The organism is Streptomyces sp. NPDC006335 (assembly GCF_040612795.1).
GTDB lineage: Bacteria > Actinomycetota > Actinomycetes > Streptomycetales > Streptomycetaceae > Streptomyces.
The window spans coordinates 111,089-131,097 of sequence record NZ_JBEXQX010000018.1 but is presented as its reverse complement, the minus strand read 5'-3'; the positions used below and the strand labels follow the sequence as shown (position 1 = coordinate 131,097).

The following is a 20,009-nucleotide window of genomic DNA, read 5'->3' as shown; positions in this document are numbered from 1 at the left end:
CCTCTGCCCCCCTGAGAACGCTGACGACTACGCTGCGCTCCTCGCAATGAGCAGGGAACACCCGGATCTCGGTCGGCGGCTCGAACGAGAGCCGGACCGGGCCGTGTTCGACCATCTTGCAGATCCACTCGGATTCCACGACGTCGGGCTTGGTGTCCTGGGCCGTGATCTCGGTCCACCGGGCTTTCAGGTCACAATGGTCTCGCCTGTGTGGATGATCATCCACGTTAGCCGGACCGCCGGTCCGCGCACCATGCCGCCGTTGACCGCCCCGGGCATGCATGGTTGAGTCCAGTTACAAGAACATGCTTGGTGTTTGCTCCTGTAGCCAACCTCGGGCAGGTTCAAGTCAAAACAACACATTCAAGTCTCGATGGTCGGCTTTTACATGCACGGTGTCTGCTACGAACGGGCTGAAGCGGCAAGAGGTGACGCGCGCGCACCTCAGGGCCGTATTTAGTCGATGTGGTGCACGACCCATAGGCATGCCGGTCGGTTTGTTCATGCGCGCACGGTGCGCATTCGGCATCGGCATAGCGTCCCGTGCAAGCCCAGCCAGACCCGATCTTCCGAAGTCAGGCACGGCAACAGCCGAGTACGACGGTGCATGACGGTTGAGGTTCGCTGCTTCGAGGCGTGTGTCGTAGCCAATGCGCCCCCTGGCATCGCAAACCTCCCGGATCTCGCATATGAAGGAGCGCACCGATGATCCACCCCCACACTGAAGCGGCCAACTCTGACGAGTTCAAAGGCTTCAATGAAGCCCGGCGCATCATGTGGTGCCATGACGCTCGTGCCCGCGTGTACGAGCGGTTCGAGCAGACGAGCTTCATCGGTGACACGAACATTGCAGCGGTCCACGTCGACAACACCACCAGGCCCGACCGTGTGTTCCTCGTGGCGTTCGACAAGGCCGGCCAGCAGGTCGGCGTTGACACGCTCTACATCGATGAGCCGGATCAACACCTCGACATCGCGCCCGAGTTCGACCATGCCTTCACCGGCATGGACGTCGTGCCGGGATCTCAACTTGACCAGGCCATCTCTCGCGAGAACGGCTGGGTCGTCGACTTGAAGGTATTGCGCGAGTACGACTCCTTGGCAGATCGCCGAGCCACACAGCGCGCAGTGTTCCTGGCGCACCTGCAGGACATGATGAAGAACGGTGACGTCCGCGGATTCCTGTTTGGCCGGGGTGAGTCCGATGACACTGATGCGGCGTGAGAGACCAGACCTCGTACTCAGACGACCCCCTCAGCAGTCTGGCCGGTGGGGCTTTCTGATCTCTGACGCTGGTTACAGTGCTGCATTTCGCAATAGGGGAGGGGATCAGCGCAGCTGATCCGGGTGTCGAACCCGGGCCGAGTGCTTTGCGGGGAGACATGCCGTGGGCCGGCTTACGCCGGTCCCGGGTGACGCCTCGCGGTGAGCCGGACGAGGCCACGCAGGTCGTCTTCGGCGCCTTTGACTTCCAGGAGCAGCAACCGTGAGCAAACCGCTAAGCATGGAAGACCTCACGGTCAAGTTCCAGAGCAACCGCGCCAGCGGCCACCGCGCCGACTGCGGCGAGACCACGATTTGGCAGGCTCCTGAGGGAGGTGATCGAAGTCTCAACCATAGATACGGGAGCCTTGTGGGCCTCTCATCCTGCAGCACTTGCGTGCCGTGGTCGCTCTGGTGCAGCTGCCCAAGCCGGCGCGGGCATCGATCTCCTGGCCGCGCGGGCGCCCGGTCTGCTGCGTGCCCTGCGTGGGGCAGACCCCGAGTTCGTCCTGCTCGACGGCGCCCAGGCCGAGTGTGACGCCTTTACACGCCGGATGCCCCCCCCGTCAATGAGCGATGAGGTCGAGTAGCTGCACCAGCTGCGCACCCGCGACTGATGGACCTTCAGGCCAGCGGGAGGCAGAGTCCTCCGTCTGAGAACACGCCGATGCCCTGACCGCCTCGTGACGGTCAGGGCATCGAATCAGGCTCGGTGCGGGGCAGTGCCGCCCTGCCGGGTCGTCACACCGGCGGGATGAGCAGCGAAGCCCCCGCGTAGATGAGATCCGGATTCTGGATCTTGTTCGTCTCAACCAGGATGCCGATCGGCACCCCCGTCTTCCCCGAGATCGCGGTGAGCGTATCGCCTGGCTTGATGGTGTATGGCTTCGCCGTTGGCGCGGGCTTCGCCTCGGCCGGTGCATCCGATCCGTTGGGCTTGTCCTCGTCGCCGCGACCCGGCGTCGGATCCTGACTTGCCCCGTTCTCGTCCTGCCTCTGAGTACCGCCCTCGCTCGGCTGCTGGGCGCTGCTGTCTCCGACGTTCGTCTCGCCGGGATTCACCGGTGCCTCGACCGGGCTGTGATTGCCCCGCAGTGCCTGGATGAAGCCGCCGTCGGACGTCGCGAGCTGCGTCAGGCCCCATCCGGCGAAGAGCGCCGCTCCGCCCACCATAACGCTGGCGGCGATGACGGGTCCGTTGCTGAAGCCCATCGGGCCGGCGTGACTCCCGGCAGCCGCTCTCATCTGTGCCGACGGCTTCAACGCCGTCCCCGCTGGCCTCTGAATCGTAGCCGTCATCCCTGTTTCAACTCCTCTGTGAATAGCGCGCACAACCATTCATGCCTAACAATGACATTCTACTCATAGTCGAACAGAAGTTGATACGATAGGAGACTGGATGGCAGTCCGAACCTTGTCTGATAGCTCCCTAATGGACCCCTGAGTCACCGACCGCAAGACCGAACGAAGGAACCGCATCACCATGGCCAACTACTCCATCTCCGCCAGTCAGATCACCGAGGGCAAGAACGTCTTCATTCGCGGGAAGCTCGGCTTCGCCGTGCTCGCCCGCCTCATCCAGGGCGCGGAGCTCGTTGCCAGCGATCAGCGCAAGACGAAGAACGGCATGAGCCCCGTCGGTAAGCCGCACACCACCGCGACGATCACTCACGCCGAGGTCCAGTTCGCCGATCCGAACAACCCCACCCTCGAAGAGCAGTTCGTCTCCGAGCGCCGCTACGACTCCCCGAAGCGGCCCGAAACCGGACCCAACTACTCCATCGACTCCAAGGGCAGCACCCTGCCGGTCATCGCGATCCCTTCTCCGAAGGGCGACGGCACCTACGACCAGGACGAGTCCGGCCAGGAGCTCGCGCAGGGCCTCGATGTCACGCTCGTGCTGCGCACCTACAAGCCGAAGGACTTCAACAACCGAGGCCTGGCCCTCGAACAGGTGATCGTCCATGAGGCGCCGCGCTACTACACTGCCGGCGGCATCGACCAGGCTGAGCTGGCTGCCCGTGGCATCGTGCTCAACGGCACGCCGCGCCCCGTTCAGGCCACTCCTGCCGCTGTCGCCGCTGTCCCGGTGGCGACCGAGGTGGAGGACGGCCTGTCCTTCCCGGCCCCGCAGCCGGTGTCCGCACCTGTGGCCGTGGCCGCGCAGGCTCCCGTTCAGGCCCCGGAGACCGCCGTGGCTACGCCCGTCGCTGCTGCTCCGGTTGCTGTTCCTGCCGCGGCTCCTGCCCAGCAGGAGACCCTGGAGGAGAAGCTCGCGCGTCTTGAGGCCGAGAACGCCTCCCTCAAGGACGCCGGTTCGGCGGTGGGCTCGCCCGTGGCCACCGCCCCCTGGAACGGCTCCGGCCCGGCCCAGCAGGCGGGGATCACCTACCAGGGCTGATCCACGCTGACCATCGATGAGACCCCCGTACTCGCATCCGTGCAGTACGGGGGTCGTGTCTTTCTCTTCCCCTCCTGACGCCTCCGATCGAAAGCGTGCGTCCCACGATGACTCCGGCCGACCCCCATGCCTGGTTCCCGCAGTTCTACGGCAACCCCGCGATCCGCACTCTCGCCAGTGCCTGTCGGTGGACCATCTCCGGACAGATCGGGGAAGAGACCCCCGACGACCCCACCAAGCCGCCGAAGCACAAGGCCCCGATCGACGTACGGCACCTGCTCGCTGGCTGCACGTCCAGCTGCAAGCACGCCGGCCCACTACGCGGAGCCTTCGCCCTGGACGAGACCTGCCTGCTCACCCTCGACGAACTCACCGCGGCGATACCGAACGCCGCGAACACCGCCTTCTACCTCCAAGCCCAGACTGACGGGCTGCTCGTCCTCGACATCGAGGCCCACTGCCCGCCAGGTGTGGTCACAGACCTGCTACGGCTGCCTGGCGTCTTCTACTCGGAGCAGTCGATGTCCGGCCAGGGCTTCCATCTCGTCATGCCGCTGCCGAAGAACTTCCACGACTTCCCCGTGGCCGCCGGCAAGCGCGTCCTGCGTGAAGAACACGGCTGGTACGAGCTGCTCCTGGACCACTGGTCGACCTTCACCCGCTGGCCGGTGCCCGATCGCATCATCGCTCATGTCAACGCAGCAACTAGCGCGCCGGCCTTCACCTCCATCGAGGACCTCTACGCGCAGCTGGCCGTGAACGCCAGCGAGAGCTCCGGTGCTTCAGCATCAGCTGTCGATACCGCTGAGGACATGCCCCACATCCCGTACTCGCAGGCGATCGTCGAGCAGACCCTGGCCAGTGCACACCATCAGCTCCGGGATCCCGGCGACTTCAACCACGACATGTCCCGCTGGGAGTTCTCGGTTCTCGCCTCGCTCTACGGCTGGATGCGGACGCAACTGCGTGCCTACAGCGCCCTCGGCGTCAAGTACTCGACTGGCGACACCGCATGGCTGCTCTACAAGGCAGCGCTGGACATCATCCCTGCGCGCCCCAAGCACAGCGAGCAGCGCAACGGCCGGCCCTTCCTCCTTGACCGCGCGGCTGCGCTCGTGGCCGACCGCGAGGCCCGTTCCTCGTCGACCAACTGACTGACGCTGTGGGCCTGTTCCTGCGGCTGATCCTGCGCCTGGTTCATCTGCTGCCTCCGGCAGCGGGCGGGGTGGGTGACGGGGTGTTACGGCGGGGTCGAGCACGGGTGGTGGACAGTGCTGGATCGCGCGGAGCGCGATCGGGTGGCGATGTGCAGCGGGGCTCCATCGCCACCAATGGCGGGAGTGCAGGGCTCCGCCGGGCTCCGAGGTCGCGGCCCGCGCCACAGGACCGTTCACGGCCTATGCAGCCTCGGTGACGCCGAGAGCAACAGCGCCGTCCTCCGACATCTCTTCTCTTTCTCTCTCTTCCTCGCCCGCCCACAGAAAAGACATCGACATGAAGTTCAACGACACCCTGACGACCCTCATCAAGCAGTCCCTTGAGGTCGGCGCGACGCCTGCTCTCATGGGCGAACCCGGCATCGGCAAGTCCAGCTTCGTCGAGGACCTGGCCTACTCCATGGGCACGCAGGCTTTCACACTGCCGTGTAACCAGCTCGCCGACAAGGCCGACCTCACCGGTGCGCGTCTGGTGCTGTACACCAAGGACGACGGCAGCCAGAGCTACAAGCAGGTCTTCTACCCGCACCAGGTGATCCAGGAGTGCATCGACTACGCCGAGAAGAACCCGCGTGAGTGGCCGATCCTCTTCCTCGACGAGATCAACCGCACCACCTCTGACGTCACCTCCGGCGCCCTGACCCTGGTCACGCTGCGCCGCATGGGGCATGTCGAGCTGCCCAAGAACGTCCGCATCGTCGTGGCCGGCAACGACAGGGGCAACGTCACCTCACTCGACGAGGCGAGCTTGTCCCGCTTCGCGATCTTTCACGTCGAGCCCGACGCCGCCACCCTCATGTCCGTGCTCGGCGACAACATGAACCCCTGGGTGAAGACGGTGCTCACGCAGTACCCGGGGCTCATCTTCCAGAAGTCGACGCCCGAGGCCATCGTCGTTGACGGCCAGGACGACGACGACAACGGCAACGTCACGATGGCCGATCTGTTCGACGGCGGTGAGGAGATGAACCAGCTCACCACGCCGCGCACCATCGACAACCTGTCGAAGTGGCTCAACGCGACCGACCCGCAGCAGCTGGCGCAGTACCTGGCCACCCCGATCCAGATCGGGGACCGCGAGACCTCGCTGCTGAACGAGGCCATCGAGGCCTACGTCGGGGACACCATGTTCACCACGCAGCTCGTGGCCACCATCTCCCAGGACCTGGCGAACAACGCCGGCGGCGTGCAGCAGAACCGGGTGAACGTCCCGAAGCCGAACTGCTACCAGAGCCTGAAAGCCGCAGCGACCATGACCGACATGGCCGCGGTCATCACGACGCTGACCGACAACGAGAAGTCCGGGTCGCTGCTGTACGCGCTCAAGGAGAGCAAGGACAACGCGCGCCTCATCGAGCAGCTGGCCCAGGCCATCACCCAGATCGAGCCGGAGCACACCCGCACGCTCATCGAGATGGTGACCAGCCAGCAGATCGACCGCCAGAACCTGGAGGCCTTCATGGAGATCGACGCTCCGATCGTCAACCAGGCCAAGCCGGTCCTCTCGGCCTTCCTCTGATCGCTCGCTCACTGGTGGTGGGGACTGCTGCGGGCTGCCGTCCTTGCTGCAACTCCCCACCGCCGGCGGCGCTCTGCCGCTGTCTCGTCCTCAGAAGGAGACCACGACCCATGACGATCACCGTCACGAACCAGAAGCCGGCCGTACTCGACGCATTGCACACCATCTCGTGCACCGGTGATTACGACCCGATGCCGGCGATCCAGCAGACCCTCATCGACCCGCTCCTGGAGCCGTTGAATCCCAGCGCCCCGACGACCATCACCGACGCTCAGGGTACTGATCTGACGGGGGGCATCCCGGACCTGATCCTGAGCTGCCTCGGCGACACGCTGAACGCGGCCAGCGAGCAGGCCGTCAAGGAGCTGCTCGGGCAGACCCTGATCAACTTCGACCAGGGCACACCGCTGCCGGTCGCCGAACTCTTCGCCGTCCAGGCCGGACAGCAGAACAAGATGCCCGCGCCTTCCCCGCGGGTGCTCTACACCGCACAGGCTGATGTCCTCCCGGCCGCGAAGGCCCTGCTGGCGGGTACCCGCAACGAGAGTGCCTTCTTCGCCTCGATCGCCTACACCTTCCACCCCGACACCCTCGGGTTCTGGTTCCAGTCCTCCGCGGCCTTCGACGACTTCAAGATCTGGCTGTCCCAGCAGACACAGACGATGGCCAGTGCGTTGCCGCCGGCCACCACCAAGCTGCTCAACGACTTCACGACCCTGTCCCTGAAGGGGCTCACCGAGTCGCTGCTGGTGCGTAAGGACGACGCTGACGCCAACGATGAGCACTCCTTCGCGCGCGTGCTCGTGCACATGCTCATGAACTACGCCGAGCGGCAGCGGGCCCAGGCCAGCCAGCAGAACACCGCCCTGGACACCGGCGTCCTGCCGTTCACGGTCGGGGAGTTGTTCTGCCCGCGCTCCCTCGTCCTGGTCAACGTCGAGGCCCATGCCCGGGCTACCGCGGCGAAGATCACGGGGGAGTGGAACCTCATCAACCAGTCGCTGGCTTCGCCGGTGAAGGTCGTCTCGAACACGTCGCTGTCCAAGCTGACGTCGCTGCCACGGGCCGCCGCCCGGGCGGCCGCCCTGGGAGCCACGCAGCAACCGGGCCAGCCTGGCAGCCGTAGCGCCCAGGTGGCGTTCCGCAAGCAGCCGCCGAGCAAGCTCGACTTGCTCAAGGACATCACCCGTGTGCTGCGCCGGATGGGCAAGGTCAACAAGTCACAGAACATCTTCCGCACGACGAAGGCGACCTTCCTCAAGGCCAACCGCAGGGACCCGGACGACTTCAACAAGCCCGGCCGGATCACATCGGTGCAGTACATGCCCGACCTGCACATCTACATCGACACCTCCGGTTCGATCTCCGAGGAGAACTACCAGGAGGCGGTCATGATGCTCATCCGGATCGCCAAGAAGCTCAACATCAACCTGTACTTCAACTCGTTCAGCCACTTCCTGTCCCAGGAGGTGATGCTGCGCACGGAAAACAAGTCGACGGCTCAGATCTGGAAGGAGTTCCGCAGGATCCCGAAGGTGTCCGGCGGAACGGAGTACACGCAGATCTGGCGGTACATCAACGCCAGCCGCGTGCGCCAGCGCAGGCTCTCGCTCATGGTCACCGACTTCGACTGGCTGCCGCCGTCCACGCGCCAGGACCACCCGAAGAACCTGTACTACGCACCGTGCTCCGCCATGGACTGGTCGTACATGGTTGACCTGGCAAAGCGCTACGCCGACTCGATGCGACACATCGATCCGAGCATCCGGCAGAGGCTCCTCGGCATGGTCGTCTGACCCCGCTGTCCCCAAGGACCGCCAATAGCAGTGCCGTGCAACCAACTCCCCTGGCCAGCACCGCCCTTGGTGACCCCTGGCTTCTTCTCTCACCCATCCCTATCCCTGCTCGGAGCCCGTGACACATCCACCCAGCGCGCCATCACGCCGAGCGACCCGCACCGAAGGAGGACCCGATGGGTCTCAGCAACTTCACGCCCGGTGGCTCCGACGACGACAAGGGCACCGGCGGTGGCCGACCTCCAGCGTCGTTGCCGCCCATGGGAATGCCGTCCGGTGGCAGCAACGACGATGACGTCAAAGAACTCCTCGTCGACTACAACGAGAAGTTCAAGAACGCCGGACCGACCATGTTCCGGGACTCGCTCATTGAGCAGGTGCTCTCGGTCATCATCAGCAAGACCAAGCCCAACACTCTGCTGGTCGGCTCCGCCGGCGTCGGCAAGACGAAGATCGTCGAGGACATCGCCCGGCGCATCGCGCTGGGCGACACCCTCATCCCCGATCAGCTCAAGGACCACACGATCTACGAGCTGCCCATCACCAACATCATCGCCGGGACTGGCGTCGTCGGTTCACTGGAGGAGAAGGTCAAGGCGATCGTCGAGTTCGCCTCGGACCCCAAGAACAAGGCCATCCTGTTCATGGACGAGATCCACCAGATCACCGGAGGCTCCGGCAGCCACGGCGACGCCGTCGGCCGCAAGATCTCGCAGATCCTCAAGCCGGCCCTGGCCCGCGGCGACATGTCCGTCATCGGCGCGACCACCAGTACGGAATCTCGGGCCTTCGACGAGGACCCGGCCTTCGCCCGCCGCTTCACCCGGCTCATCGTCGACGAGCTGAGCGTGGAACAGACGCTGGCCGTGATGACCACGGTCCGTCCCGGCCTGGTGGCGCACTACCGTCACCAGATCGGAGTCTCTGACGATGTCCTGGCCTCGGTGGTGCAGATCGCCGATGCGAACTCCCGGGCTGGCCAGCACCGTCCGGACAACGCCATCACGCTGCTCGACCGGGCGATGGCTGATCGGGTCCTGGAGCAGAAGAAGCTCATCGTCCAGGCAGAGAACGCCGGCGACACGGCACTCGCGCAGACCTTGCGGTCCATCCCGCAGGTGCCGCTGACGAGCACCCGCGTGCTCGACGTGGCCAAGCGCCTGATGACCGGAAACGCCCAGCGCAAGGACCTCGACGCCGCCGCGCTGAGCGCCACGCTCACCAGCCGCCTGCAGGGTCAGGACGACGTGCTCGCCAAGCTCACGGACCGTCTGGCCCGCGAAGAGCTCGACCTGTTCCCGACGAAGACGCCCACGACGTGGCTGTTCGCCGGGGCCTCGGGGGTGGGGAAGACCGAGGCAGTCAAGATCATCGCTGAGGAGACGACCGGCACCGAGCCGATCATCCTCAACATGACCGAATTCCACAGCGAGTGGTCGACGTCGAAGATCATCGGCTCACCTCCTGGCTATGTCGGCTCGGACTCCAACCAGGAGCTCCCGTTCGACACGCTGGAGGCCAACCCCCACCGGGTGATCCTGCTCGACGAGTTCGAGAAGGCCGACAAGGCCGTGCAGCGCCTGTTCCTCTCGGCGTTCGACGAAGGCTACATCCGCAATGCCCATGGCAAGGTGCTGGACTTCTCCAAGGCCCTGGTCATCTGCACAACGAACGCCGCCCGTGATTCGCTCGACGGCAAGATGATCGGCTTCGGCAACAACCCGAAGACCATCTCGAACCTGAGCCTCAACAGGGCACTGGGGCAGTTCTTCGACGCCGAGCTGCTGGGCCGGTTCTCCCTGATCGTGGGGTTCAACCCCATCGACCGGCAGACCTACCGGCAGATCATGGCCGCCGACTACGAGCGGCAGCGTGAACGGATCGCCACGGCCAAGCCGCGGCTGGCTCAGGTACTGCCCGCGTCGATGCCTGACGACGAACTGCGCGCCATCGAGGAGACAACCTACGTGGATTCCCAGGGTGCGCGGCCGGCGCGCAAGGCTGTTCGCGCCTGGATCGAGGACTACCTGCTCGCTGGCCAGACTGGCGGCACAGCCTCGGTATCCCCGTCGGACGACTGAGCAGCCGTTCGCATCGCATCGAGGGCTCCTGTCCCGGGTGTTCCGGAACAGGAGCCCTCGGCGCCATGCCCGTCGACGACATCACGGCGGTGCTGGCCCGGGCCCTGACCAGCATCCTGGGGCCGAACACGCTCCCGCGTCGGGGGGCCGGGCCTGGATCAGACAGCGGCCGCCGCTGGCCCGGCCCCAAGGGGCCAGCCGGTGCCACCCCACTTGACAGGAAGTGACATGACCGAGGAGATCCGGACCACCGCAGGGCGCCCGATTGGGGCACGCGGTCTGAAGACCCGCAGCCAACTGCTGCGCCATCTCAAGGAGTTGCTGGCCGAGCGCGGCTATCACGCGACGAGAGTGATCGATGTCGCCCGTCGCGCGCGTACCTCGCCCGCGACCTTCTACCAGTACTTCGCAGACGTCGACGCGGCCGTCCTGGAACTGGCCCGGCCCGTGGCGCAGGAGGGAAGCGACGGACTGATCTACGCGGAGATCGGCAGTGGGTGGGACGGCGGTCGTCACGAGGCCGGGAGCACGGTGGACGCCTTCTTCGCGTACTGGCGGGAGCACGAGGTGGTCCTGCGGGTGGTCGACCTGCGGGCGGCCGAGGAGGACATCCGGTTCACCGAGATCCGCCGCCGCATGCTCTCCGGTCTCCTGGGGCACCTGGAGTACGCGATCACCGCTCGTCCGTCATCACCTGGCGCGACGGAGGAATCCTTCGCCGCTGCCGAGGCGCTGACGGTGCTGCTTGCCGCGGCCGCCGGGCGCCAAGACCCCGAGACAGCGGCCTCACAGGTGGTTCGCCAGATGCTGGTCGAACTCATCGCCCGGGCCGTGTCCGGCGGCACCGTCGCCGTCCACCTGCCGACTGCGTGACCCGTCAGGGACGCGAGGCGAGCACGCGATGTCCAACCGGTGACACACTCGCGGTCGTGATGTGGTGCGCCAACCCCCGCCCAGACGGGCGGGGTACCCGCCACAATCCTCTCGGGAGTACCGCGTTGGCCGTGACCGCCAATGTGATGGACACACAGATCGGGCGGCCACGGGCCAGTGACGGCTCGGGCCGGCCCGCACCTGGCCGGACCGCCCTTCCCCGCCAGACGGCTTCGGCGCCCCGCCTCCCACCCAGGCGCCACTGATTCCACCGCCCATGGGCAGTGCAAAGGACGTCAGTCATGTCACTGTCTCTCTCAGCTCGAGAGGCACCTGCTGGGCGCCGCCGAGGTGCTGCGTGGCCCTCTGGGCCCGCACCCATATCAGGACTATCTGCTGCCGCTCGTCTTCCTGCAGCACGCCAGCGACGTACCTCGCCCCCACGCCCTCATTGCTCAGAAAGGGGGACAGTCATGGCCACCATGCTCCCCGAACCTCTGCGCCCCGCTGGTCTCCCGGAGCGCCTGCGTGACGACCGGTCGTACGCCATCCAATGGGGGACGGACGACGGGCAGTGGCACGGCAGCATCGTCTCCTCGGCGATATCCAGCCCCGACGAGGCCGGCGCGTACGTAGCTGACGTGCAGGCCCTCGCCGCTCCCGGTGTCACGGTCCGGGCGGTGGAGATCCGGCTGACGCACACCGTCCTCCCGGCGCCCAGCACGGCGAAGCCGGTCGATGCCGACCACGGGCCCGTCGCCGCCCGCACGCTGCACTCCGGGTGCAGCATCAACTTGTTCGACACCGACCGCCTGATCTACCGGGTCGAGTACCTGCACGCCGGCAACTACCTGCGGCTCCACACCGTCCCGCCGGCCGGCGAGCACTCGGGCTACTTCGTCTTCACCAAGTCGCCCCACGACCTGGTCGAACTGATCTCCCGCGGCCCCGCGGTCGACATCACCGGCAAACCCGTCGACGACGCCAGCTGATTCCGGGCACTGGTCGCTCGACCCGGTCCGCGCCCCTCACCCTCGGCCCGCCGCGGTGCCAGGCATGCCGGACCGACCGCCACCACGAGGGTTACGGCATGCTGGCCACGGACACCTGCTGGCCGAAGCCTCCCTCGGCGTCGACCAGTCGCGACGGTCGCATGTTTCTCCATGAACGGCCTCGTGTGTAGCTACCCACATGGGTCCCTCGGATCTCGACGCCGCGATGCTGCCATCGATGGTCCCGGCCAGCGCTCGGACTCACCCTCGAAGTGAGGTGAGTTGCCGCTGATGAACGACCGCGCGCCTGGGTAGCGCGCGGTGTCCGGGGTGTGGCTTCGCCACGTACCCGGACTCAGGGGCCTAACGGCCCCTGACGGGTGGGTTGAGAGGAACACGGGCGGGGCTCGTCGGCTGACGAGAGCCCCGCCCTGTTCGTACCTGCGCCCATGACCCAACCCCGTCGCTTTTCGCTCACCTCCGAGCATTCGATTGACTATTCACCTCTTGTTGGGATTGCCGTGCGGCCTGATTCGTGCTTTCTTTCAATCCGCCTCTCGATCCACTGAAGAAAGGCAACGACATGCCTGTCCTGCTTGATGAGCTCGACCTCTCGGCCGATGCCGTTGCTCAGAAGGCCGTCGACCCGAAGTTCTTCTCCTCGAAGCTCACTGGCAACGGCAAGAAGATCGGCTTGCTCAACGAGTCCTTGCTGCCGATCAACACGGCCACCAACACCGCCTACGCCGTGGCCACCGACATCGAGGTCAAGCAGAGCTCGACGCAGCACGACATCACCACGACGTCGATCCCACTCGCGCCGATCACGCGCCGTGCCCTGAACGCCGGCGGGTCCTTCACCCTGCCGAGTCCACACCCCGACGACCGCTTCGCTGTCGACGCCTCGTCCAGTCGATTCGACGACTGGGACATCGTCTTCGACATGACCCCGCAGGCCCTCGTGTTCTACGAGGACAAGTCCGGCGGCAAGACCACACGCGACCTCGTCATCCAGTACCGGATGGAGCTGTACTTCTTCAAGAAGGGGCTGCCCGAACCGGAGTGCGCGACCACCGTCTCGCGCTCGGTCGGCTACGGCAATCACGACGCCGCTGTCTTCCTGCAGTGGGACACCAGCCCGCTGGAGAATGCCCGTGACTACGTCCAGGACGTGCTCACATCCGTCGGTCTGGCGGCCTCCAACCTCGGCGATGAGTTCGATGAGTGGATGCGCAAGTACTCGATCTACGAGCGCATCACGCGACTGGCCCAGATCTGGGACTCCGAGGCGATTGCCGACGAGGTCTGCCGCTACATCCGGGACATGCCCGCGGGCCCGACGGAACAGCAGCTGAACATGCTCGCCGTCCAGCTGCGCTACCTGGAGAACTACAACGTTCCGCTGGAGGCCTACCGCCAGATCCACAAGCAGGTGGATGCGGCCTTCTCCGACCAGATCGCCACGAAGCTGTCGAAGCAGAACCTCAGCCTGCTGATGAACCACACGCTCGACCATCTGGAGCAGATGAAGCCTCAGCTGATCGTGCCTGCCCAGCCGGCCACGCCTCCGAATTTGCCGCCCCACCTGTCAAAGCAGCAGCTCGACGCGCTCACCACACACGAGCCGTTGGTGATGACGCAGGCCGGAGCCGGCACCGGCAAGTCGACCGTGATCCTCGAACGGATCAAGTACCTCGAAGCATGCGGTGTCCCCGCCTCGGACATCACGGTGCTCTCGTTCACCAACGCCGCTGCCGACAACATCACGGAGAAGAACCCGGACGTCGGCTCGATGACGATCGCCAAGATGATCATCGACATCTACTCGATGAACCACCCGAGGCACAAGGTCTCGGCGATCGACACGATCATCAACTCGATCGACATCTTCTACCCGAACAGCCAGTTCGCGGCGACGTTCCGCCACCGCCTGCTGGAGGTTGACCAGAACAGGACCGGCGCGTTCACGGCCCTGAACACCTTCGTTGAGAGCCACTTCGACGAAGTAATCGCCCTGCTCGACCGCATCGAACAGACGTCGCTGGAGCTGCAGATCATCATCTGCTACCAGAAGATCGACGACATGGTCGAGCCGGCCCACGTGCAGTCGAAGTACCTCATCATCGACGAGGTGCAGGACAACAGCGTCTTCGAGTTCATCTACGTGCTGAAGTACATCACCAAGCATGCTCAGTCCCTGTTCATCGTCGGCGATGCGTCCCAGACCCTGTACGAGTTCCGCTCAGCGAACCCGCGCGCGCTCAACACGCTGGAGGGCTCGGGGGTCTTCGCGACCTTCAAGCTCACGACGAACTACCGGAGCAACCAGGAGATCCTGGACTTCGCGAACGTCGTGCTCGGCGGACTGGAGACCAACCAGTTCGCCAACATCCAGCTGCAGGCGAACTCGCTCGCAATGCCCACGGCCGACTCGTTCCAGGAGAAGGTCATCCTGGAGTACCGCGAGGTAGCCAGACTCACCGGGTTCGTTACCCAGGACCTGCAGGCGATCGTGCGCAACACGGTCATCCCTGACTACGTGGACAAGTGCCTGGACCGGGGCGAGCAGGTGGCCTTCCTGGCCTACTCGCGCCGCGAGGTGTCCTTGATCCACGGTGTGCTCGAGCAGCGCTACCCGGACCGCCGCGTCGCCTCTCTGGTCAGCGATCGGGTCTACGCCACGGACATCTTCTCGAAGTACATCAAGTGCTTCTGGAACGACGTCCTGCAGGCACCGCCGGCCAACGCTGCCTTCGTGGTCTCCCAGGGGATCAAGGCCAACATGGACAAGCTGACGAAGAACGCTGCCAACGCCAACGTGGAGAAGGCGATTCTGCGCACGATCTCCGAGTGGTGGATCGACAACAGTGCGGCCATAAACGGCTGGGTCGCGCTTTGCCACCAGGGCACGCTCACGCACGAGGCGTTCTTCGACCGGCTGCGCGACAACCTGCTCTCCTTCGAGATTCAGCGGAACCAGCAGAAGCTGAACATCAACAAGCAGAAGAACCAGGAGCGCAAGCGGAAGAACCTCGAGTCCAAGGCCGACCTGGTCGTTTCGACGATCCACGGTGCCAAGGGTCTCGAATTCGACAACGCTGTCGTCCTCTACAGGGAGGACACGAAGATGACCCAAGACGCCAAGCGGATGTTCTACGTCGCCTTCACCCGTGCCATGAAGAGCCAGTACGTACTCGGCTACGGCACCGTGAAGAACCCGCCGATCCAAAGCAGTTATGAGCAGATCGTGACGGCTCTGACCGAGCGCGACAAGAGGAGCGCCGCTCGCACCCTCGGCATCGATCCGGATCTCCTGGACGACAACGACAACGACAGCGCTGCTCCCGGCAGCGCCGACGACCGCTCCGCGGTCACCGCGGCCGTCTGACCAACCGCCGCCACCACCCCATGCCGTAGGGGCGGCTGTCTCGTTCGTCGAGAACACCCGCCCCTACGGTCTTCCACACTTCACACTCCTGAATGACGCAGCCCGAAGGGGCACGCCATGACCACGCGTGGCGCACAAGGCGACGACTTTGACGAGTTCGCCGGTTTCACGACCAATGCGAGTCGCCCGAGCAGCGGCTGCGCTGGCTGCGTTAGTCGTCCGGCATGACGGCCAGAAGCCGCCGTGCCCAACAGATGGCAGCGCTCCAGCCCGAGAAATCCTGACACCCCTTGTGACGGAGAGGAAGCGGACATGAAGCAGACGGCCGACAGCCCCTGCGCGCCCGTGTCGTTCACGCCCTCACTGCGTGCGGAGCGGTACGACGAGCTAGTCATATCCGCTGGTTCCAGGACGGCGCTGTCGCGCCCCGCTGGAACAGCATCGAGGTGACGGGCCACGTGATCCTGCCAGACGAGAGCCTGGACCGTCGCCCCGTCCGGGAAATCTGGACCCACTACCACGCCGAGCTGGGCCAGGTACCCGACTGGTTCCTCCAGTTCGTCAGCGCCAACCCCGCGGTGCCGCAGACCGTTCCGGAGAGCTGACGCACAGCCCGCCCCCGCCGCTAACGACGTCCGTCTCACCAGCACGGTGACGCTGGAAGGCGTCGATGCGGGCACGGCCTGCGCCGTCGCGAACGCGCGCGACGGCTACAGCATGAGACAGGCTCTGGAGGAGGTCCTGCGCGACGCCGTCACCGACGTCCGCCGTACTGCCGTCCGCCTGAGCGCCCGTGTGGAGCAGACCGACCGCGCGCACAGCGCGCAGCAGCTTCACCACCCCGACAGAGCACGGAAGTTGGTCCCCGCGAGCAGCACCTGGCCGCGCTTGTCCCAACGCTCCGCATGTCGACACCGTCACCCTCACCAAGCCCGCGCTCACTGAGAACGAGGGCGTCTACCGGGACCGGCGGCGTGCTTCCGATCCGCTGCGTGTCGCTGCCCCGCCGCCTTCTCCACCCACATACTCCCGCGAAAGCGAGAAGTCTTCATGCCCGCATCCACGATCGTCGCCTCTGGCGGGGAGTTCCGCCTCTACGGGGACTCCGTGCAGACCTTCGCCGATCTGCCCGTGGCCACCTACACGATCGCCTTCTCTCAGACGACCGGCTACAGCCTGCGCCAGACGGAGCCGCTGGCATCCGTCGAAGAGACCGTCTACGGCAGACACGCCTCCCGTGTACAGCGGATCGTCACCGGCTACTCCGCCATGGACCGTTCGCTCGGCGTCATCCTCTCCGGCGACAAGGGTATGGGTAAGAGTCTTATGCTCCGCCTGCTCGCCGAGCGGATGCGCGAGGAGCACCACCTGCCCACCGTGCTCGTGCAGCACGACACGCCGGGGCTGGCCGCCTTCCTCGACGAGCTGGGCGAAGTCGTCGTCGTCTTCGACGAGTTCGAGAAGATCTTTTCCAACGAGGACGACGAGTCGCAGAACCAGTTCCTGAGTCTGTTCGACGGGCTGAGTACGACGAAGCGCCTCTACGTGCTGTCGGTCAACGAGCTGCACCGCGTCAATGACTACATGCTCAACCGACCCGGCCGCTTCCACTACCACATGCGCTTCGCCTACCCCGAGCCCGAGACGGTGGCCACCTACCTGCGCGACCAGGTGCCCGGAGTGGCCGAGGAGCAGGTGGCTGAGATCGTCGACTTCTCCCGGAAGTACGACATCAATTTCGACCACCTGCGGGCGATCGCGTTCGAGCTGCGCCTGGGTGAGTCGTTCGCTGGGGTGATCGGTGACCTGAACATCAAGCGCAGTGAGCACGCCGGCTCGCGGATCGAGGCTCACATCACCTGGAAGAACGGCGACACCGACGTCTTCGATGGCCGTGTCGATCTGTTCAACAGCGGCAGCCTGCAGACCATTAACGACTGGGACAGCGGCACCGGGCTGCAGTTCCGCATGCGCGACGCCGTCCCGTCCGAGGACGGCTACCAGCTTCCAGATGGTGCCTTCACGCTCACCGACATCCGTGACGAGGACGACAGATCGTCCGACGGCCAGAAGGAGCTGCGTGCCGCCGCGGTGATTCTGCGCCGTCCCCCGAACTACTCCATCGATTTCTGAGGGCGCCCCCATACGAAGCACCGAGGAGCCACTCCGGTCTCCTCGGCGGTTCGATGTCCGGCTCACGCGTTCCCGTACAGAAAGCAGTTCGACCATGCCCAAGTACTGCATCATCTCCGAGCCCGACCCCGGTGCAGAGCATCGGGAACACCGAAGGGCCAACCCCTTCCTCGGCAAGGCCCGTCTCGTCACGGTCATCGACTCCGAGGATCTGTTCTGGGCAACCAGGCGTGAGCCGATCTCCTTCGGCAACGCCCCGCACTGAGCGCCATGCAGCCAGATCCGACCGTGCTGCTCGCCTGCCTGGCCGTTTCTGCGCTCGGCATCCTGTGCCTCGCCATCGGCGTTGGCTGTAAGCGGCGCTGGCGGGACCCCACCCGGCTTTTCAGCTGGTCCCAGAAACAGCAGCTCATCCGCCAGGCCCACGGCCGGTGCGAGCACAAGCCGCCTCTCTGGTTCCGGTGCCCGGCACCGGGGACCGAGGCCGATCACATACACCCCTGGAGCCGTGGCGGGCCGACTGAACTGCGGAACGGCCAGTTGCTCTGCCGCCCGCACAACCGGCGGAAGTCCAACCGCGGGCCCAGCCCCCTCTACCGCTGGCGTCTCGCGCGCCGGCGCAAGAAGTATTGACCACCCCGACACACATCTGGAGCAAACTCATGGCCTGGATCAAGATCTCCGCGTCGGCCTCCGGGCGGTCATCGAGAAGGTCCCCACCGTGGCCGACCACCGACGATAGCGCTCTGCGGACGACCCGCACGCAGGGAAGCACCCGGTGAGCCGCGCGGAAACCTCACGTCGAGGCAGTCGGCCGGGCCGGGCGGGCATCAGAGACGTGGCCGCCGCCGCCGGAGTCTCCATCACGACCGTCTCCGACGCCCTGAACGGCAAGGGCAGACTCCCGGACGCCACCCGCCGCCATGTCAGGGAGGTCGCCGACCGACTGGGCTACCGGCCCTCGGCCGCGGCCAGAACCCTCCGTACGGGCAAGTCGGGACTCATCGGCCTGACCGTGACGACGTACGGGGATGAACCTTTCACCTTCACCGAGTTCGCGTACTTCGCCGAGATGGCGCGGGCCGCCACCTCGGCCGCGCTCGCCCGCGGCTACGCCCTCGTCATCCTGCCGGCGACCTCCCGCCACGACGTGTGGTCGAACGTCGCCCTGGACGGCACGGTGGTCATCGACCCCTCCGACCAGGACCCGGTCGTCAGCGAACTGGTCCGGCAGGGCCTGCCGGTGGTCTCCGACGGCCGCCCGGCCGGCGCGCTCCCGGTCACCGCCTGGGTCGACAACGACCACGAGGCCGCCGTCCTCGGCATCCTCGACCATCTCGCCGACGCCGGCGCCCGCCGCATCGGCCTGCTGACCGGGACCACGACGGACACCTACACCCACCTGTCGACCACCGCGTATCTGCGCTGGTGCGAGCGGGTGGGCCAGGACCCGGTCTACGAGGCCTACCCGGCGCACGATCCGTGCGCGGGCGCCGTCGCCGCCGACCGGCTGCTCGCCCGCCCGGACCGGCCGGACGCCGTCTACGGCCTGTTCGACCCGAACGGCACCGACCTGCTGGCCGCCGCCCGCCGCTACGGACTGCGCGTCCCGGACGACCTGCTGATCGTCTGCTGCAGCGAGTCCACCGTGTACGCCAACACCGAGCCGCCCGTCACCACGCTCTCCCTCAAGCCCCGGCGCATCGGCACGGCCGTGATCCAGCTCCTCATCGACGCCATCGAAGGGGTCGAATCGGACCAACCGGTCGAGCAGGTGATACCGACGGAGCTGATCGTGCGCACCTCCTCCCAGCGGCGGGCCCCACGCACGACGGTCAGCTCACCGCGGTCCCCGGAGGAGGGGTAGGGCACGGGCGGTTACCGACGGGCTCAAGGCCTGCGAGTGCGGTGGCCCGCGGACTGCTACCCGATTGACCCCGTCCCTCCACCGGCCCCGACTCCCCGGCATCTGCCAGGGGTGCGGGGCCGGTGCACGTCGGCCAGGGCCCGGACGGCCGCTGGACATTCGAAGGTGGTCCGTGCGTGACTACGCCTCACCCGAAGGAGCCATCGCCCTGCTGCTGCGCACCTCACACCACTGAGCCACGTCCGTTGGCAGGGCACTGAGGCCGCCAGCGCACCTACCCCTGCCGCCGGACTCCTGCCGGGCGGGCTAAGCCTCTTGCGCGGCCTTCCTCTTGCCCTTCGACGTGGCAAGGGGAGGTGCTGCTTGTACGGCTTGGTCCAGCCCGGGGGCAGTGTCCAGGCCGGAAGGGATGCTTCCGCACGCCCACTCGACGCGCGGTCGAGCCCCCGGCCCCCCGGCCCCCGCACCGCACGCAGCCG

General features: G+C 66.0%; 15 protein-coding genes and 1 pseudogene. 15 read left to right on the top strand and 1 reads right to left on the bottom strand.

The window, feature by feature from the left end:
* The first annotated feature begins 705 nt into the window (after window positions 1-705).
* Both ABZ098_RS36080 and ABZ098_RS36075 read left to right on the top strand, forming a co-directional pair.
* A complete protein-coding gene (locus tag ABZ098_RS36080; RefSeq protein WP_356597966.1) occupies window positions 706-1,224 on the top strand; it encodes a hypothetical protein in 519 nt (172 codons plus the stop codon).
* 485 nt (window positions 1,225-1,709) lie between these two features.
* A pseudogene (locus tag ABZ098_RS36075) lies at window positions 1,710-1,802 on the top strand (IS5/IS1182 family transposase); the annotation flags it as partial.
* A 202-nt stretch (window positions 1,803-2,004) separates the two neighbouring features.
* Here the strand turns inward: ABZ098_RS36075 and ABZ098_RS36070 are convergent.
* Window positions 2,005-2,475, bottom strand: a complete 471-nt coding sequence (locus ABZ098_RS36070) for a LysM peptidoglycan-binding domain-containing protein (RefSeq protein ID WP_356597965.1) — start codon at window positions 2,473-2,475, stop codon at window positions 2,005-2,007.
* Window positions 2,476-2,746: 271 nt separating this feature from the next.
* Between ABZ098_RS36070 and ABZ098_RS36065 the strand changes: the two genes are divergently transcribed.
* The 13 genes from ABZ098_RS36065 to ABZ098_RS36005 all read left to right on the top strand — a co-directional run bounded on the left by ABZ098_RS36065 (window position 2,747) and on the right by ABZ098_RS36005 (window position 19,530).
* The gene (locus ABZ098_RS36065) at window positions 2,747-3,664 is read left to right on the top strand and encodes a hypothetical protein (protein ID WP_356597964.1); all 918 of its coding nucleotides are present in this window, start codon (window positions 2,747-2,749) and stop codon (window positions 3,662-3,664) included.
* A 95-nt stretch (window positions 3,665-3,759) separates the two neighbouring features.
* A complete protein-coding gene (locus ABZ098_RS36060) occupies window positions 3,760-4,818 on the top strand; it encodes a hypothetical protein (RefSeq protein WP_356597963.1) in 1,059 nt (352 codons plus the stop codon).
* Window positions 4,819-5,158: 340 nt separating this feature from the next.
* A complete protein-coding gene (locus tag ABZ098_RS36055) occupies window positions 5,159-6,400 on the top strand; it encodes a MoxR family ATPase (RefSeq protein ID WP_356597962.1) in 1,242 nt (413 codons plus the stop codon).
* Window positions 6,401-6,510: 110 nt separating this feature from the next.
* Complete coding sequence (locus ABZ098_RS36050; protein ID WP_356597961.1) at window positions 6,511-8,196, top strand: hypothetical protein; 1,686 nt, start codon at window positions 6,511-6,513, stop codon at window positions 8,194-8,196.
* Window positions 8,197-8,372: 176 nt separating this feature from the next.
* Window positions 8,373-10,277 carry an AAA family ATPase gene (locus ABZ098_RS36045; protein WP_356597960.1) on the top strand — a complete coding sequence of 635 codons (1,905 nt, stop codon included), beginning with the start codon at window positions 8,373-8,375 and terminating at the stop codon, window positions 10,275-10,277.
* 228 nt (window positions 10,278-10,505) lie between these two features.
* The gene (locus tag ABZ098_RS36040) at window positions 10,506-11,150 is read left to right on the top strand and encodes a TetR family transcriptional regulator (RefSeq protein WP_356597959.1); all 645 of its coding nucleotides are present in this window, start codon (window positions 10,506-10,508) and stop codon (window positions 11,148-11,150) included.
* A 473-nt stretch (window positions 11,151-11,623) separates the two neighbouring features.
* The gene (locus ABZ098_RS36035; RefSeq protein WP_356597958.1) at window positions 11,624-12,142 is read left to right on the top strand and encodes a hypothetical protein; all 519 of its coding nucleotides are present in this window, start codon (window positions 11,624-11,626) and stop codon (window positions 12,140-12,142) included.
* A 583-nt stretch (window positions 12,143-12,725) separates the two neighbouring features.
* Window positions 12,726-15,530, top strand: coding sequence for an ATP-dependent helicase (locus ABZ098_RS36030; protein WP_356597957.1), 2,805 nt, complete (start codon window positions 12,726-12,728; stop codon window positions 15,528-15,530).
* Between the two features lie 458 nt (window positions 15,531-15,988).
* Complete coding sequence (locus ABZ098_RS36025) at window positions 15,989-16,135, top strand: hypothetical protein (RefSeq protein ID WP_356597956.1); 147 nt, start codon at window positions 15,989-15,991, stop codon at window positions 16,133-16,135.
* 502 nt (window positions 16,136-16,637) lie between these two features.
* Complete coding sequence (locus tag ABZ098_RS36020; RefSeq protein ID WP_356597955.1) at window positions 16,638-17,663, top strand: AAA family ATPase; 1,026 nt, start codon at window positions 16,638-16,640, stop codon at window positions 17,661-17,663.
* A 94-nt stretch (window positions 17,664-17,757) separates the two neighbouring features.
* The gene (locus ABZ098_RS36015) at window positions 17,758-17,928 is read left to right on the top strand and encodes a hypothetical protein (protein WP_356597954.1); all 171 of its coding nucleotides are present in this window, start codon (window positions 17,758-17,760) and stop codon (window positions 17,926-17,928) included.
* Window positions 17,929-17,933: 5 nt separating this feature from the next.
* Window positions 17,934-18,296, top strand: coding sequence for an HNH endonuclease signature motif containing protein (locus ABZ098_RS36010; protein WP_356597953.1), 363 nt, complete (start codon window positions 17,934-17,936; stop codon window positions 18,294-18,296).
* A 145-nt stretch (window positions 18,297-18,441) separates the two neighbouring features.
* Window positions 18,442-19,530, top strand: coding sequence for a LacI family DNA-binding transcriptional regulator (locus ABZ098_RS36005; protein WP_356597952.1), 1,089 nt, complete (start codon window positions 18,442-18,444; stop codon window positions 19,528-19,530).
* The last annotated feature ends 479 nt before the right edge of the window (window positions 19,531-20,009 follow it).

Bases quoted from the DNA above. Each gene is read 5' to 3' on its own strand.
- ABZ098_RS36080 (WP_356597966.1), top strand. From the start codon at position 706: ATGATCCACCCCCACACTGAAGCGGCCAACTCTGACGAGTTCAAAGGC.
- ABZ098_RS36070 (WP_356597965.1), bottom strand. From the start codon at position 2,475: ATGGGCTTCAGCAACGGACCCGTCATCGCCGCCAGCGTTATGGTGGGC.
- ABZ098_RS36065 (WP_356597964.1), top strand. From the start codon at position 2,747: ATGGCCAACTACTCCATCTCCGCCAGTCAGATCACCGAGGGCAAGAAC.
- ABZ098_RS36055 (WP_356597962.1), top strand. From the start codon at position 5,159: ATGAAGTTCAACGACACCCTGACGACCCTCATCAAGCAGTCCCTTGAG.
- ABZ098_RS36050 (WP_356597961.1), top strand. From the start codon at position 6,511: ATGACGATCACCGTCACGAACCAGAAGCCGGCCGTACTCGACGCATTG.
- ABZ098_RS36045 (WP_356597960.1), top strand. From the start codon at position 8,373: ATGGGTCTCAGCAACTTCACGCCCGGTGGCTCCGACGACGACAAGGGC.
- ABZ098_RS36040 (WP_356597959.1), top strand. From the start codon at position 10,506: ATGACCGAGGAGATCCGGACCACCGCAGGGCGCCCGATTGGGGCACGC.
- ABZ098_RS36035 (WP_356597958.1), top strand. From the start codon at position 11,624: ATGGCCACCATGCTCCCCGAACCTCTGCGCCCCGCTGGTCTCCCGGAG.
- ABZ098_RS36030 (WP_356597957.1), top strand. From the start codon at position 12,726: ATGCCTGTCCTGCTTGATGAGCTCGACCTCTCGGCCGATGCCGTTGCT.
- ABZ098_RS36015 (WP_356597954.1), top strand. From the start codon at position 17,758: ATGCCCAAGTACTGCATCATCTCCGAGCCCGACCCCGGTGCAGAGCAT.
- ABZ098_RS36010 (WP_356597953.1), top strand. From the start codon at position 17,934: ATGCAGCCAGATCCGACCGTGCTGCTCGCCTGCCTGGCCGTTTCTGCG.